This is a genomic window from Pseudorhodoferax aquiterrae, assembly GCF_014652235.1.
Lineage (GTDB): Bacteria > Pseudomonadota > Gammaproteobacteria > Burkholderiales > Burkholderiaceae_C > Pseudorhodoferax > Pseudorhodoferax aquiterrae.
The window spans coordinates 508,713-523,406 of the sequence record NZ_BMYK01000003.1; the positions used below are offsets into that span (position 1 = coordinate 508,713).

Genomic DNA, 14,694 nt, shown 5'->3' on the forward strand with positions numbered 1-14,694 from the left:
CCTCAGCGGCGCAGCGTGCGGTCCAGGAACGCGAGCAGGCGCGCCGTCACCTCGTCGCGGTTGGTCTCGTTGAGCAGCTCGTGCCGCGCCTGCGAATACAGCACGACCTCCACGTCGTGCACGCCCGCATCGCGGTAACGCTGACCGACCAGCTGCACGGCCGCACCGCCGGGCCCGGCGATCGGATCGGCATCGCCCGACAGCAGCAGGATGGGCAGATCCTTGCGCACGCGTGCGAGTTCTGCCGGGTCCGCCGCCCACGCCAGCGTCTGCAAGCCCTGGAACGGCTCGGGCACGAAGCCGCAGGCCGGGTCGGCGCAGTACTTGTCGACCTCGACCGCGTCGCGGCTCAGCCACTCGAAACCCGTGCGGTGCTCGAAGCCCTGGTTCAGCGAACTCAGGTCCACCGGGCCCTCGGCGCTCAGCATGGCGGCGATGCCGGCCGGCTCGCTGGTGCCCAGCAGCACGGCGGCCTGCACAGCGTCCGAATGGTCGAGCAGGAACTGCTGCGTGGCGAACGAGCCCATGCTGTGCCCGACCAGGCCCAGCGCCAGGGCCGGGTGTTCGGTGCGGATGTGCTGGTTCAGCTGCCAGACGTCGTCGACCCAGCCGGGCCAGCCATCGCGGCCCCAGCGGCCGTAGGCGCCAGCCGCGCTGCGCCCGGAGCCCCGCCCGTCCGGCGCGTAGACCACGTAGCCCGCGGCGGTCAGCGCTTCGCCGAAGCGGCGGTAGCGGCCCGCATGCTCGCCCAGGCCGTGCTGCAGCTGCACGGCAGCGCGCGGCGCGCCCGCGGGCGCCCAGCGCCAGGTCTGCAGCGCGATGCCGTCGCGCGTCTGGATGGTGATGGTGCTTTCCTGCATGTCGTCTCCTTGGTTGCTTGTGGGAGCTCAGTCGCTCGGCTTGAGTCCGGCGCGCTCGATTACGGGCCGCCACAGCCGCAGTTCCTTGCGCATGAAGTCCGCCAGTTCCTGCGGCGTACTGCCCACCGGGTCGAAGTAGGCGGTGGCCAACCGGCGCTTCGTCTCGGGATCCTTCAATACCTCTGCGATGGCCGCGCCCATGCGCTCCACGATGGCCGGCGGCGTGCCCTTGGGCGCCATGTAGGCGAACCACGGCACGGCCTGGATGTCGGGCAGGCCGGCCTCGCGCAGCGTGGGCAGATCGGGCAGCAGCGCCGAGCGCTCGGCCGAGCTCACGGCCAGCGCCACCAGCTTGCCGGCCTGCACCTGCGGCATCACCGACACCGGCGGCAGGCAAGCGAAGTGCACGTCGCCCTGCAGCATGGCCGTGGCGGCCTGGGCCGAGGAGGCGTACGGGATGTGCACCGCGAAGGACTGGGTGCGCAGCTTGACGAGTTCCACGCCCAGGTGCGCGATCGAGCCGTTGCCCGTGGACGCGAAGTTGTACTGCCCCGGGTTGCGCCGCAGCGCGGCCAGCCAGTCCTTGACCGAGGCCACGCCCATGCCCGGCGTGGCCACGCAGACATTGGGCGTGGTGGCCGCCAGCGACACCGGCACCAGATCGGTGAAGGGGTCGTAGGGCAGGCGCTTGAACAGCACGGTGTTGTAGACCAGCGGCGCATTGACCGAGAGCAGAAAGGTCTGGCCGTCCGGCGCCGCCTTGGCCACGAGGTCGGTGCCGGTGTTGCCGCCCGCACCCGGCTTGTTGTCCACCACCAGCGGCTGGCCCAGCAACGGGCCCAGCTTGTCGTTGACGATGCGCGCCAGGATGTCGGGCGAGGCGCCGGCCGCGAACGGCACGACGATGCGCACCGGGCGCTGCGGCCAGTCCTGCGCGCAGGCGGCCGTGGCCAGCACGGTGCCGAGCGCCAGCAGTGCCGCACGGCGGGCCCAGGCACGGAGCAAGGTCTGCATGTTCATTCCTCCGAAGCCACCAGCGTCACACGCTCCTTGCGCGTGCTGCCGCCGCGCCACAGCGTGAGTTCGACGCGGTCGCCGGCCTGGCGCCGCTCCAGCAGGTTCAGCACGTCGTCGGGGCTGGCCACGGCCTCGCCGTCGACGGCGGTGATCACGTCGCCGGCGTTGATGCCGCGTTCGCTGCGCGTGAAGGCCCGCAGGCCCGCCTGCGCCGCCGGGCTGCCCGGCTGCACGCGCAGGATGGCCACGCCGCTGGGCAGGCCCAGCGCGCGGTTGAAGGGCTCGGTGGCGTAGGCCACGCCCAGCGCGGGCCGCACGAAGCGGCCGTCGCGGATCAGCCGCGGCACGATGCGGTTGACCTCGTCCACCGGGATCGAGAAGCCGATGCCGGCGCTGGCGCCCGAAGGGCTGTAGATGGCGGTGTTGACACCGATCAGGCGGCCGGCCGAATCGAGCAGCGGCCCGCCCGAGTTGCCCGGGTTGATGGCCGCGTCGGTCTGGATCGCGCCGCGGATGGTGCGCCGCGTGACGGACTCGATCTCGCGGTTCAGCGCGCTCACGATGCCGGTGGTCAGCGTCTGGTCCAGGCCGAAGGGGTTGCCGATGGCGTAGACCGACTGGCCCACCTGCAGGTCGGCGCTGCTGCCGATCGGCAGCGGGCGCAGCCGGCCGGCCGGCGCCTCGATCCGCAGCACGGCCAGGTCGCGGTCGGGGAATACGCCAACCAACTTGGCCGGGTAGTGGCTCTGGTCGGCCAGCGTCACGCGCGCGCCGCTGGCGCCCTGGATCACGTGGAAGTTGGTGACGATGTGGCCCTGCGCGTCCCAGACGAAGCCCGTGCCCGTGCCCTGCGGCACCTGCTGCACGTTGCGCGAGAACAGTTCGCGCTCCAGGCCCAGCGAGGTGATGTTGACCACCGAGGGCGAGGCCGCCTTGAACACGGCGATGTTGTTCTGCTCGTCGACGCCGAGCGGGCCGCGCGGCGTGACGGGGCGCGGCGCCGCCTCGGTGCGGGCGAACGCAGGGGCGGCCAGCGCCGCGCACAGCAGGAGAACGGAAAGACGGCGTGACAGCGCCATGGAAGCCCTCGACCGGATGACAGCTGCGCGATGGTAGCGGCCAGCGATGGCCCTGCCCTCCGTGCGCGAACCGGCCCAGGCCCGCAAGGCCCTGGTGCATGCGCGATCATCGCCCCCATGAACCCCACGACCTACGCCTTCCTCCTGTTCGTCCACCTGGCCAGCGCCGCCTTCTGGGTCGGCGGCATGGCCACCATGCACCTGGCCGTGCGGCCGGCCGCGGCGGCCGTGCTGGAGCCGCCGCTGCGCCTGCCCTTCATGGCCGCGGCGCTGGGCCGCTTCCTGCGCGGCGTGGACGTGGCGCTGGCCGCGCTGTGGATCAGCGGCCTGGCCATGTTCATGGCCATCGGCGGCTTCCGCGGCGCGCACTGGCGCATCCATGCCATGTTCACGCTGGCGCTGGTCATGACGGTGGTCTACGGCTTCGTCCGCGGCCGTGCGTTCCCGCGCATGCGCCGCGCCGTGGCCGACAAGCAGTGGCCGCAGGCCGGCGCGCAGTTGAACACGGTGCGCCAGCTGGTGGCGCTGAATCTGGTGCTGGGCACGCTGGTCTTTGCGGTCGCGCTGGTGGGCCGGGCCGGCTGAAGCAGCCACGGTGGCGAGCACGGTTCCGGGAACTAAAATCCCATCCGTCATTCCCATCCGATCCTCCCATCACGCAGGGGACTGTTATGCAGGTGGTCAACGTTTCTGGGCTCAAGAACAACCCCAGCGAAGCATTGCGCAGCGCGCGCGACGACCTGGTCGTTGTCATGAACCGCGACCAGCCCGATGCCGTCCTGATCGGTCTGCAGTCGGGCAAGCTGCTGGGCGAGCCCGGCGCGCGTGCCGCGCTGGCCACCGCCTTGTTCCGCGATGGCGGGCTCTCTTTGGCCCGGGCAGCGCGGCTGGCGCAGTTGCCGTTGTCGGCCTTCATCGCCCATGTGTCGCGCCTGGGCATCGCCGTGGTCGACCAGGCGGCCGACGAGGCGCAACAGGATCTGCAGACGCTGGACGAATGGCTCGCATCGTCCTGACGGATGCGAGCCCGCTGATCGGCCTCGCGCTGGTCGATGGCCTCGCCTGGCTGCCGCCGCTGTTCGGCACGGTCTGGGTGCCTCCCACGGTCCAACAGGAGGTTCTGCCGGGGCTGGGTGCCCCGGGCGAGGCGGCAATCACGGCCGCGCTGCGCCGCAAGCAGCTGCGGCCATGGCGCAAGGCCATCCCCGCGGCCGCGCCGGCGCTGCCGGATCTCGATGCGGGGGAGACGGAATGCCTGCACATCGCGCTGGCCGCCGGGCCGGGGCAGGCCCTGGTGCTCATGGACGAACGTGCTGGCCGTGCCGTGGCCGCCGAGCGCGGTGTGCGCGTCGCCGGCACGGCTGCACTGATCGGCCTGGCGAAGAAACGTGGCCTCATCGATGCGGCCAAACCACGCTTCGCGCAGCTGCATGGATCGGACTTCCGGATCAGCGCGGCCGTGATCCGCCAGGTGCTGCAGGACGTCGGCGAAGCCTGACCCACTGGTCCGCACCACAGGACCAGCAGGTTCCATTGAGTCCCGGAGCGGGCATGCCTAGCATGCAGGCATTCCCCAGAGACCCGGAGACAGCATGCCTTTCCTGTTCACGCGGCGCGCCGGCCTGGCCGCGCTGCTGCTGGCCGCCACGGCCACCGCCCCCTTCCATGCCACCGCCCAGGGCCGGCCCATCACCATCGTCGTCGGCAGCCCGGCCGGCGGCACCACCGACACGCTGACCCGCGTGATCGGCCGCATGGTGGGCGACACGCTGGGCCAGCCCGTCGTCGTCGAGAACCGGGCCGGCGCCAGCGGCAACGTCGCCGCCAGCTTCGTCGCCAAGGCCCCGCATGGGCATTCCCGGCGCCTTGCGCGGGGCGCCCGGGATCGGCGACAGTCGCCGCATGTCTCGCCTGTTGTTCATGGCCCGGCCCCCACCAACGGTACGCGACGTGATGCAGCACAGCCTCGCGTACCGGCAGTTGCACGAGCGGCTCGGCAACAGCCTTTCCCCGCCCGGCAACTGGCATCAGACGCTGTCGGACCGTTTCTTCGAGGGACGCGGCCTGGCGAAGTCCTTGCAGCGGGCGGGCGACCGCGTGCGCGCCAGCGCCTGTACCCTGCTGCTCAACCGCATCCAGGGCGTGGACCGCAGCACCCCTGGCCGCCGCGAACGCATCCATTGGGCATTCCGCGCCAAGGGAGAGCCTGCCGGCTTCGCGGCCCTGGTGGCAGCTGTGCGCGAAGGTCTGGCGCAGGAAGGGCTGGCCAGCCCCGGCGGCCACACGCCCCATGTCACGGTCAGCTACGACGCCCCCATGGCCCTGGGCACGCAGAAGATCACGCCCATTCCCTGGACGCTTGAGGAACTGCTGCTGGTCGAGGGCGGCGGCGAGCCCTATGCCTACGAGGTGATCGCCCGCTGGCCCCTGCAGCCGCTGCCCGCGTGCCAGCAGCTCGCGCTGCTGTGAGGCGGCCGGCGCTACACCCGGCCCAGCAGCCCGCGCAACCGCCGCACCTCGCGCTGCAGTTCGATGATGAGCGCGGCGGCGTCCACGCCCACGTCGAAGTCGCGCTGCAGGCGCCGCGCCTCCAGCGCGCCGCGCAGCGCCTCGCCGTGGAAAGCCCACTGGGCGCGGGGCGCCTCGGGCGCGGTCGGCGCGATCACGCCGGCCTCGACCAATTCGATCACCCACTCGATGCGGTCGCCCGCGGCACGGGCGATCTCCTCGGCGCGCAGCGGATGGTCCTCGTCCACCGGCTGGCAGTGCACGACGGACACCGTGGTCTGACGGATCTGCATGTTCAGGCTCCCATGGTGGCCAGTTGGGCGCGCGGGTCGAAGCCGCTGGCCGCCTTGGCCAGCGCCTCGTAGGCCGCGCGCGCGGCGGCGGAATCGGCCGGCGGCAGCGCGATCTCCAGTTCCAGGTACAGGTGGCCGGGCTGCTTGCCCCCGAAGCCGCGCTCCTTGAGCCGCAGCTTGCGGCCGCTGCGCGAGTTCGGCGGCACGGCGACCTCGACCTCGCCGCCGGCCGGCAGCGGCACGCGCACCTGCGCGCCGAGCGCGGCCTCGCTGGGCGTCACGGGCAGGCGCATGGTGAGGTCCTTGCCCTCGACGCGCCAGCGCGCATCGGGCGCGATGCGCACCTCCAGGAACAGGTCGCCCGCCGGCTCGCCGCCGTGGCCGGGCAGGCCCTGGCCCGCCAGCCGGATGTACTGGCCGGGCCGCACGCCCGCCGGGATGCGGACCTCCAGCGTGCGCTGCACCAGTTGCGGTTCGCCGTGGGCGTCGAGTTCCAGCGCGCGCAGCTGCAGCTGGCGCTCGCCGCCGCGGAAGGCTGTGGCCACGTCGATCTCGATCGCGGCATGCTGGTCCTCGCCCCGCATGCGCGGCTGCTGCCGGCCGGCCTGGCGCCGCTGCGCGGCGCCGAACAGCGAGGAGAAGAAGTCGCTGAAGTCGGCATCGTCGGCCGGCCCGCCGCCGCTGCGGCTGAATTCGAAGCCCTGGTCCCAGCCCGGCGGCGGCGAGAAGCCGGCGCCGTCCGGGGCGGCATGCTGGCCGCTGGCCACGCGCGCGGCCAGCGCGTCGTAGGCGGCGCGCTTGTCCTTGTCGCGCAGCACGTCGTAGGCCTCGTTGACCTCGCGCATGCGCTGCTCGGCATCCGGCTCCTTGCTGACGTCGGGGTGGTACTTGCGGGCGAGCTTGCGGTAGGACTTGCGGACCTCGTCGTCCGTGGCGGTCTTCGGCACGCCCAGGGCACTGTAGTAATCCTTGAATTCCATGGCGTTGGCGAAAAAGGGGGATGCCGCCATGGTGGGGGCGGACCCGCGGGTTTGCAAGGTGCGACGTCCTACAGGGGCCGGCGCGCCATTCATATGGCAAACCTATGAAACCATGTGAACCCTAAATTTGCAACATGACCGACGTCAAGGCCTAATGCCGCCGCACCGGGCGCGCCACCGCGGCGCGCCCACCGCACAGGAGACACAACATGCGCCGGCTATTCCGATCCGTGGTCCTTTCCGCCGCCACCGCGCTGGCGGGCCAGGCCTTCGCCTGGCCGGACCAGGCCATCACCCTTGTCGTGCCCTACACGCCCGGCACCGGCATCGACCTCATCGCGCGCCAGCTCGCCGCCCACCTGCCCAAGGCCCTGGGCCAGCCGGTCGTGGTGGACAACGTGGCCGGCGCCAGCGGCAACATCGGCAGCGACCGCGTGGCCCGCGCCAAGCCTGATGGCCACACGCTGATGGTCCAGGTCAACACCCTCGTCATGAACAAGAGCCTGTACAAGTCGCTCTCCTACGACCCGGTGACCGACTTCACGCCCGTGGCGCTGACCTCCTGGGGCAGCCTGCTGCTGGTGACCAACCCCCACGTGCAGAAGGCCACCACGCTGGCCGATCTCGTGGCGGCGGCCAAGGCCGCGCCCGGCAAGCTCAACTACGCCACGCCGGGCGTGGGCACGCCGCACCACCTGTCCATGGCGCTGCTGGCGCAGACCACGGGCATGGAGCTGCTGCACGTGCCTTACAAGGGCACGGCGGGCGCCGTGACCGACCTGCTGGGCGGGCGCATCGACACCATGTTCCTGCCCGTGCACGTGGCGCTGCAGCACATCCAGGCCGGCAAGCTGCGCGCCATCGCCACCGGCAGCCCCAAGCGCCTGCCGCAATTGCCCGACGTGCCCACCCTGGCCGAAGCCGGCGCCAAGGTCGACAACGTGGACATGTGGTACGGCGTGTTCGCCCCCAAAGGCACGCCTGCCGAGGTGGTGCAGCGGCTCAACCGCGAGATCGCCGCCGCGCTCAGGCAGCCCGAGGTGGCCAAGGCCTTCGACGCGCAGGGCATGGTGCCGGCCACGGCCACGCCGGCCGAGTTCGGCGCGCTGGTGGCCAGGGACGCGCAGCGCTGGGCCGAGGTGGTGCGCCGCGGCAACATCACGGCGGACTGAGCCAGCGTCCCGCGGGGCGACAGCGCGCGCCCGGCAGGGTGTGCCTCAGCGCGACATCGAGGGCAGGTGCTGCGCGATCGCCTCGTCGAAGGCCTGCATGGCCTCGGTCTCGGCCACGCCGCGCCGCGCCACGCGGTAAAAGCCCAGCTTGAGCTGCGGGCTGCCCAGCACCTCCATCTGCACCCGGTGGCGCCGGCAGGCCGCCACCGCGAAGGTCGGCATCACGGCCTGGCCGAAGCCGGCCTCCACCATCGAGATCTGCGTCGCCAGGAAGCTGACCGACAGGCTGGCGGCGGTGTCGCGCGCCACGCCGATCTTGTGCAGATGGGTGTCGATGGCGCGCTGGATCGGGTTGTCCGAGGGCAGCGCGATCAACGCCGCGCCCTTGAGCGAGGCCCAGGTCGCGCGGCCCAGCGCGCCGGGCACCTGGGCCGCAGGCGACACCTTCATGAGCGGGAAGTCCGCCACATGCCGGCGCACCAGGCCCGACGCGACCTTGAAGAAGAAGCCCAGGCCCAGGTCCGCCTCGCCGGACTCGACCATGGCCTGCACGCTCGGCAGGTCGCTGTCGAGCAGTTGCAGGCGCACGCCCGGATGCTGTGCCCGAAAGCGCGCCAGCAACTGCGGCAGCAGGTGGGCCGAGACCAGCGGCGTGGCCGCGATGCGCAGCTGCTGGCGCGACAGCTGGCCGAGCGCGTCCACCTCGGCCGTCGCATGGTCCAGCTGCTGCAGCACCGATTCGGCCACCAGCGCGAAGCGCCGGCCCGCGTCCGTCAACTGCACGGCGCGCGTGGTGCGGTCGAACAGGCGCGCGCCGAGCTGGCGCTCGACTTCGCGCACGAGGATGCTGAGGCCGGCCTGCGTCATGTGGGCCCGCTCGGCCGCACGCGTGAAGCTGCCGGCATGGGCCACGAAGAGGAAGGCCCGGATCTGGCGCATCGAGAGGTTCATATGGCGATTTTATGAGTGCATGTCACATCTAAACTTGTCTAATCATGGGTCGCCGGTTCCAATCTCGCCTTCGCGCAACGCACCGTAGACGGAGACAGGACATGGCAGCACAGGCACAGACCCAGGACCAGCAGGCGCACAGCCAGGTGCTCATCGTCGGCGGGGGCCCCGTCGGCATGGGGCTGGCCATCGAGCTGGGCCAGCGCGGCATCGCCTGCACGGTGGTGGAGCGCCACGCCCAGCCGCAGCCCATCCCCAAGGGGCAGAACCTGACGCAGCGCACCATGGAGCACTTCCATTTCTGGGGCGCCGAGCCGGCCCTGCGCGCGGCCCGCACCATCCCGCCGGGCTACGGCATCGGCGGCCTCACGGCGCACGGCACGCTGCTGGGCGCGCACCACTACGACTGGCTGCAGCGCGAGCTGGTGCGGCCCTACTACTTCCAGGCCAACGAGCGGCTGCCGCAATACGCCACCGAGGCCGTGCTGCGCGCCCGCGCGGCCGCGCTGTCCAGCGTGCAGACGCTGTACGGCTGGACGGCCGAGACCGTCACGCCCTCGGGCGGCGGCGTGGAGGTGGTGGCCAGCGAACGCGAAGGCGGCGCGCGCCGCACGCTGCATGCCGCCTACGTGGTCGGTTGCGACGGCAGCCGCTCGGTGGTGCGCACGCAGGCCGGCATCACGCAGACACTGTCGGACCACGACCGCCTGATGGCGCTGGTGGTGTTCCGCTCGCGCCAGCTCCACGCGCTGCTGGCGCGCTACCCCGGCAAGTCCTACTACAACGTGCTGCAGCCCGAGTTGAACGGCTACTGGAAGTTCTTCGGCCGCGTGGACCTGGGCGAGACCTGGTTCTTCCATGCGCCGGTGCCGCCCGGCACCACGCGCGACAACTTCGACTTCGCGGCCTACCTGCACGAGGCGGTGGGTGCCGAATTCGAGGTGGCGTTTGAGCACATCGGCTTCTGGGACCTGCGCTTCGCCATCGCCGACCGCTACCGCGCCGGCCGCGTGTTCATCGCGGGCGACGCGGCACACAGCCATCCGCCCTACGGTGGCTACGGCATCAACACCGGCTTCGAGGACGCGCGCAACCTGGGCTGGAAGCTCGCGGCGAGGCTGCAGGGCTGGGGTGGCGAGGCGCTGCTGGACTCCTACGACCGCGAACGCCGGCCGGTGTTCGCCTCCACGGCAGGCGATTTCATCGCCCGCTCCATCGAGGTGGACCGGGCCTTCCTGCACGCCCACGACCCGGCGCGCGACCGCGCCGCCTTCGAACAGGCCTGGCGCGCGCGCAGCGAGGGTGCGGTGGGCGAGGTGCATGCCTTCGAGCCCCATTACGAAGGCTCGCCCATCGTGCCCGGGACGCAGGGCGAGGGCGGCAGCGCCGTCGGCGCCCACCGCTTCGAGGCGCGCGCCGGTCACCACCTGGCACCCGCGGCACTGTCCGCCGGTGGCAACGTCTACGACCGCCTGGGGCCGGACTTCACGCTGCTGGCCTTCGGCGTGCCCGCGCCGCAGGTGCAGGCCTTCGTGCAGGCCGCCCAGGGCCTGGGCCTGCCGCTGCGCGTGGTCGAGGACACCCGGGCCGACGAGCGGGCGCGCTATGCGGCCGGCCTGGTGCTGGTGCGGCCGGACCAGTTCGTCGCCTGGGCCGGCGAGTCGGTCGCGCCGGACGCCGCGGCGGGCCTGCTGCGCCAGGCCGCCGGGCGGGCCTGATCGGCGTCGGCGGCCATCCTCGGCGCGCCCCAGTCCGTCGCCGGGGCGCTTGAATTCCATGCCGTCCTGACGAAGCTGGCGCTGCCGCCGGTGTGGTGTCTGCGCGCGGCCGTTGCAAGCGGCCCGGACCGCCGTGCCGGTCGCCCGTCGGCCACTGCCTACGCGCAGGCGCCCTGCCGGCCTGCTGCGCGCGCGGTGCGCATGCCACAAGCTGGCCGCTCACAACGACCGTGCGCCGACCCCGCGCGCGGCAGGAGCCCCACGATGCAAACCACCGACCCCCGTGACGACGGTGCGGCCTGCGACCTCGCGCTCACGCGCCGCGATCTGCTGTTGTCCGGCGCGGCCGGCGTGGCCGCGGGCGGTGTCGCAGCCGCCCCCACGCCTGCGCCCGCACCGACGCCCAACCCCATGCCGCTGCACCCCCTCACGCTGACCGTCAACGGCCAGCGCCACGCCGTCGAGATCGACACCCGCACCACCCTGCTCGATCTGCTGCGCGAGCAGCTGCACCTGACCGGCAGCAAGAAGGGCTGCGACCATGGCCAGTGCGGCGCCTGCACCGTCATCGCCGACGGCCGGCGCATCAATGCCTGCCTGTCGCTGGCCGTGCTGCACGAGGGCGGCAGCGTGACCACCATCGAAGGCCTGGGCACGCCGCAGTCGCTGCACCCCATGCAGGCGGCCTTCGTCAAGCACGACGGCTACCAGTGCGGCTACTGCACGCCGGGGCAGATCTGCTCGGCCGTGGCGGTGATCGACGAGGTGCGCGCCGGCATTCCGAGCCACGTCAGCGCCGACCTCAATGCCAAGCCATTGCTCTCGGCCCAGGAGCTGCGCGAACGCATGAGCGGCAACATCTGCCGCTGCGGCGCCTACTCCAACATCGTCGAGGCCATCACGGAAGTGGCGGGAGGTGCGGCATGAAGGCGTTCACCTTCGAGCGTGCCCGCACGCCGGCCGAGGCCGCCGCTGCCGCCGCGCGCACGCCGGGCGCGCGCTTCATCGCCGGCGGCACCAACCTCGTCGATCTGATGAAGCTGCAGATCGAGACGCCGCCGCACCTCATCGACGTGAACGGCCTGGCGCTGGACCGCATCGAGCCGGCGCCGGGCGGCGGCCTGCGCATCGGCGCCCTGGTGCGCAACACCGACCTGGCGGCCGATGCACGCGTGCGCAAGGACTACGCGGTGCTCTCGCGCGCCTTGCTGGCCGGCGCCTCGGGCCAGCTGCGCAACAAGGCCACCACGGCGGGCAACCTGCTGCAGCGCACGCGCTGCCCCTACTTCTACGACACCGCCCAGGCCTGCAACAAGCGCAAGCCCGGCAGCGGCTGCGCGGCCATGGACGGCATCAACCGCCAGCACGCCATCGTGGGCACCAGCAGCGCCTGCATCGCCACGCACCCGAGCGACATGGCGGTGGCCATGCGCGTGCTCGACGCCACGGTCGAGACCGTCCGGCCCGGCGGCGCCACGCGGACCATCCCGATCGCCGACTTCCACCGCCTGCCCGGCAACACGCCGCAGCGCGAGACCGCGCTGGAGCCCGGCGAGCTCATCACCGCCGTGACGCTGCCGGCACCGGTCGGCGGCCGCCACGAGTACCGCAAGGTGCGCGACCGCGCCTCCTACGCCTTCGCGCTGGTCTCGGTGGCCGCCATCGTGCAGCGCGACGGCCGCGGCCGCGTGGCGCTGGGCGGCGTGGCGCACAAGCCCTGGCGCATGGAAGCGGCCGAACCCCTGCTGCCCAACGGGGCCGAGGCCTTCACGGCGCAGCTCTTGGCCGGCGCGCGCACCACCGACCACAACGCCTTCAAGCCCCCGCTGGTCACGCGCGTGCTGTCCGACGTGCTGCAGGAGACCGGGAGAACCACATGAAATTCGACGCCCCCGCCACCACCAACCCGATCGACCAGTTGAAGCTGGTCGGAAAGCCCCTCAACCGCATCGACGGCCCCTTCAAGACCACCGGCACCGCGCCCTACGCCTACGAGCACCACGAGCTGCCCGACACCGCCTATGGCGTGGTCGTCGGCGCCGGCATCGCCAAGGGCCGCATCGCGTCCATGGACACCCGCGCGGCCAGCGCGGCCCCCGGCGTGCTGGCCGTGGTCACGGCGCGCAATGCCGGCAAGCTGGGCAAGGGCAAGATGAACACCGCCAAGCTGCTGGGCGGCCCGCAGGTCGACCACTACCACCAGGCCGTGGCGCTGGTGGTAGCGCAGACCTTCGAGCAGGCGCGCGCCGCGGCCGAGCTCGTGCAGGTGCGCTACGAAGCGACCCGTGGCACCTACGACCTGTCGCTCGCCAAGGACGGCGCCAAGCCACCCGAGCCGAACGAGAACACCGGCCCCGTCGAGACCCGCGTGGGCGATTTCGATGGCGCCTACGCGGCCGCGCCCGTGCAGCTGGACGTGACCTACACCACGCCCGACCAGTCGCACGCGATGATGGAGCCGCACGCCACGCTGGCCGTCTGGAACGACGACGGCGCCCTCACCGTGTGGACCGCCAACCAGATGATCGACTGGGGCGCGAGCGACCTCGCACGCACGCTGGGTCTGCCCAAGGACAAGGTGCGGCTGATCTCCACCTTCGTCGGCGGCGGGTTCGGCGGCAAGCTGTTCGTGCGGGCCGATGCCGTGCTGGCCGCGCTCGGTGCGCGCGCCGCCAAGCGGCCGGTCAAGGTCGCGCTGCAGCGCCCGCTGATCGCCAACAACACCACGCACCGGCCGGCCACGATCCAGCGCATCCGCCTGGGCGCCGGCAAGGACGGCAAGCTCACGGCCGTTGCGCACGAGAGCTGGTCTGGCGACCTGCCCGGCGGCAGCCCCGAGACCGCCGTGAACCAGACGCGGCTGCTCTATGCCGGTGCCCACCGCATGACGGCCATGAAGCTCGCGGTGCTGGACCTGCCCGAGGGCAACGCCATGCGCGCCCCCGGCGAGGCGCCCGGCATGATGGCCCTGGAAGTGGCCATGGACGAGATGGCCGAGCGGCTGGGCTTGGACCCGGTCGCGTTCCGCATCCTCAACGACACGCAGGTCGACCCCGAGAAGCCCGAGCGGCCGTTCACGCAGCGCCAGCTCACGCGCTGCCTGCAGCTGGGTGCCGAGCGCTTCGGCTGGGCCGCACGCCAGAGCCGGCCCGGCCAGCAGCGCGAGGGCCGCTGGCGCATCGGCCTGGGCGTGGCCGCGGCCTTCCGCAACAACCTGCTGCAGACCTCGGCCGCGCGCGTGCGGCTGGACACCAAGGGCATGCTCACGGTGGACACCGACATGACCGACATCGGCACCGGCAGCTACACCATCATCGCGCAGACCGCGGCCGAGACCCTGGGCCTGCCGCTGGAGCGCGTCACGGTGCGGCTGGGCGACTCGCTGCTGCCCGTGTCCTGCGGCTCGGGTGGGCAATGGGGCGCGGCCAACTCGACGGCCGGTGTCTACGCGGCCTGCATGGCGCTGCGCCAGCAGGTGGCCGAGCGGCTGGGCCTGGACCCGGCGCAGGCGCAGTTCGAGAACGGCCAGGTGCGCGTGGGCGAGCGCAGCGTTCCGCTCGCGCAGGCCTCGGCGGACCGCGAGCTCGTGGCCGAGGACAAGATCGAGTACCCCAAGGAGTTCTCCGAGAAGGCCCAGCAATCGACCTTCGGCGCGCACTTCGTCGAGGTGGGCGTGGACGTGGCCAGCTGCGAGATCCGCGTGCGCCGCATGCTGGCGGTCTGCGCGGCCGGCCGCATCCTGAACCCCAAGACCGCGCGCAGCCAGGTGATCGGCGCGATGACCATGGGCGTGGGTGCCGCGCTCATGGAAGACCTGGCCGTGGACACGCGCCGCGGCTTCTTCGTCCACCACGACCTGGCCGGCTACGAGGTGCCCGTGCACGCCGACATCCCGCACCAGGAGGTGGTGTTCCTGGACGAGGTCGACCCCATGTCCACGCCGCTCAAGGCCAAGGGCGTGGGCGAGCTGGGCATCTGCGGCGTCGGCGCGGCAGTGGCCAACGCCATCTACAACGCCACCGGCGTGCGCGTGCGCGACTACCCGGTGACGCTGGACAAGCTGCTCAAGGGCATGCCGAGCGCCGCGTGACGCGCGAGCGCGAGAAGCAAGGCGGC

16 protein-coding genes are annotated in these 14,694 nt (G+C 72.2%); 9 read left to right on the forward strand and 7 right to left on the reverse strand.

Features of this window, described 5'->3' with window-relative positions:
- Nucleotides 1-2: 2 nt before the first annotated feature.
- Genes IE209_RS07725 through IE209_RS07735 form a run of 3 tightly spaced genes read right to left on the reverse strand, consistent with a single transcriptional unit; the run spans nt 3 to nt 2,956 of the window.
- Nucleotides 3-860 (reverse strand): alpha/beta hydrolase, encoded by an 858-nt coding sequence (locus IE209_RS07725; RefSeq protein WP_189686369.1) that lies wholly within the window; start codon nt 858-860, stop codon nt 3-5.
- 27 nt (nt 861-887) lie between these two features.
- Nucleotides 888-1,874, reverse strand: coding sequence for a Bug family tripartite tricarboxylate transporter substrate binding protein (locus IE209_RS07730; RefSeq protein WP_189686370.1), 987 nt, complete (start codon nt 1,872-1,874; stop codon nt 888-890).
- 2 nt (nt 1,875-1,876) lie between these two features.
- Entirely contained in the window at nt 1,877-2,956 is a 1,080-nt protein-coding gene (locus IE209_RS07735) for a S1C family serine protease (RefSeq protein WP_189686371.1), read from the reverse strand.
- Between the two features lie 117 nt (nt 2,957-3,073).
- Here IE209_RS07735 and IE209_RS07740 point away from each other — a divergent pair, with 117 nt between their 5' ends.
- From IE209_RS07740 to IE209_RS07750, 3 genes are all read left to right on the forward strand, one after another.
- Entirely contained in the window at nt 3,074-3,541 is a 468-nt protein-coding gene (locus IE209_RS07740; RefSeq protein WP_189686372.1) for a CopD family protein, read from the forward strand.
- A 92-nt stretch (nt 3,542-3,633) separates the two neighbouring features.
- Nucleotides 3,634-3,972, forward strand: coding sequence for a UPF0175 family protein (locus tag IE209_RS07745; RefSeq protein WP_229882728.1), 339 nt, complete (start codon nt 3,634-3,636; stop codon nt 3,970-3,972).
- Nucleotides 3,954-4,454 carry a PIN domain-containing protein gene (locus IE209_RS07750; RefSeq protein ID WP_189686374.1) on the forward strand — a complete coding sequence of 167 codons (501 nt, stop codon included), beginning with the start codon at nt 3,954-3,956 and terminating at the stop codon, nt 4,452-4,454. Before IE209_RS07745 ends, IE209_RS07750 begins: the two co-directional genes overlap by 19 nt.
- A 57-nt stretch (nt 4,455-4,511) precedes the next feature.
- Here IE209_RS07750 and IE209_RS33755 read toward each other — a convergent pair whose 3' ends face one another.
- A complete protein-coding gene (locus IE209_RS33755) occupies nt 4,512-4,796 on the reverse strand; it encodes a hypothetical protein (RefSeq protein ID WP_229882739.1) in 285 nt (94 codons plus the stop codon).
- Between the two features lie 62 nt (nt 4,797-4,858).
- Between IE209_RS33755 and IE209_RS07760 the strand changes: the two genes are divergently transcribed.
- Nucleotides 4,859-5,425, forward strand: a complete 567-nt coding sequence (locus IE209_RS07760; protein ID WP_189686375.1) for a 2'-5' RNA ligase family protein — start codon at nt 4,859-4,861, stop codon at nt 5,423-5,425.
- A gap of 11 nt (nt 5,426-5,436) precedes the next feature.
- On the opposite strand, the gene IE209_RS07765 is transcribed toward IE209_RS07760, so the two are convergent.
- Nucleotides 5,437-5,757 (reverse strand): chaperone modulator CbpM, encoded by a 321-nt coding sequence (locus IE209_RS07765; protein WP_189686376.1) that lies wholly within the window; start codon nt 5,755-5,757, stop codon nt 5,437-5,439.
- A 2-nt stretch (nt 5,758-5,759) separates the two neighbouring features.
- Nucleotides 5,760-6,737 carry a DnaJ C-terminal domain-containing protein gene (locus tag IE209_RS07770; RefSeq protein ID WP_189686427.1) on the reverse strand — a complete coding sequence of 326 codons (978 nt, stop codon included), beginning with the start codon at nt 6,735-6,737 and terminating at the stop codon, nt 5,760-5,762.
- Between the two features lie 209 nt (nt 6,738-6,946).
- Here IE209_RS07770 and IE209_RS07775 point away from each other — a divergent pair, with 209 nt between their 5' ends.
- Nucleotides 6,947-7,909 (forward strand): Bug family tripartite tricarboxylate transporter substrate binding protein, encoded by a 963-nt coding sequence (locus IE209_RS07775; RefSeq protein ID WP_189686377.1) that lies wholly within the window; start codon nt 6,947-6,949, stop codon nt 7,907-7,909.
- Between the two features lie 45 nt (nt 7,910-7,954).
- Here the strand turns inward: IE209_RS07775 and IE209_RS07780 are convergent, their stop codons facing one another.
- Nucleotides 7,955-8,860: a LysR family transcriptional regulator gene (locus IE209_RS07780; protein ID WP_189686378.1), complete on the reverse strand. Its 906-nt coding sequence runs from the start codon at nt 8,858-8,860 to the stop codon at nt 7,955-7,957.
- Nucleotides 8,861-8,961: 101 nt separating this feature from the next.
- Here IE209_RS07780 and IE209_RS07785 point away from each other — a divergent pair, with 101 nt between their 5' ends.
- The 4 genes from IE209_RS07785 to paoC all read left to right on the forward strand — a co-directional run bounded on the left by IE209_RS07785 (nt 8,962) and on the right by paoC (nt 14,668).
- Nucleotides 8,962-10,578 carry an FAD-dependent monooxygenase gene (locus IE209_RS07785; protein WP_189686379.1) on the forward strand — a complete coding sequence of 539 codons (1,617 nt, stop codon included), beginning with the start codon at nt 8,962-8,964 and terminating at the stop codon, nt 10,576-10,578.
- 264 nt (nt 10,579-10,842) lie between these two features.
- Nucleotides 10,843-11,505 carry an aldehyde dehydrogenase iron-sulfur subunit PaoA gene (paoA, locus tag IE209_RS07790; protein ID WP_189686380.1) on the forward strand — a complete coding sequence of 221 codons (663 nt, stop codon included), beginning with the start codon at nt 10,843-10,845 and terminating at the stop codon, nt 11,503-11,505.
- Nucleotides 11,502-12,458 carry an FAD binding domain-containing protein gene (locus IE209_RS07795; RefSeq protein ID WP_189686381.1) on the forward strand — a complete coding sequence of 319 codons (957 nt, stop codon included), beginning with the start codon at nt 11,502-11,504 and terminating at the stop codon, nt 12,456-12,458. Before paoA ends, IE209_RS07795 begins: the two co-directional genes overlap by 4 nt.
- Nucleotides 12,455-14,668 (forward strand): aldehyde oxidoreductase molybdenum-binding subunit PaoC, encoded by a 2,214-nt coding sequence (paoC, locus tag IE209_RS07800; RefSeq protein ID WP_189686382.1) that lies wholly within the window; start codon nt 12,455-12,457, stop codon nt 14,666-14,668. Before IE209_RS07795 ends, paoC begins: the two co-directional genes overlap by 4 nt.
- The last annotated feature ends 26 nt before the right edge of the window (nt 14,669-14,694 follow it).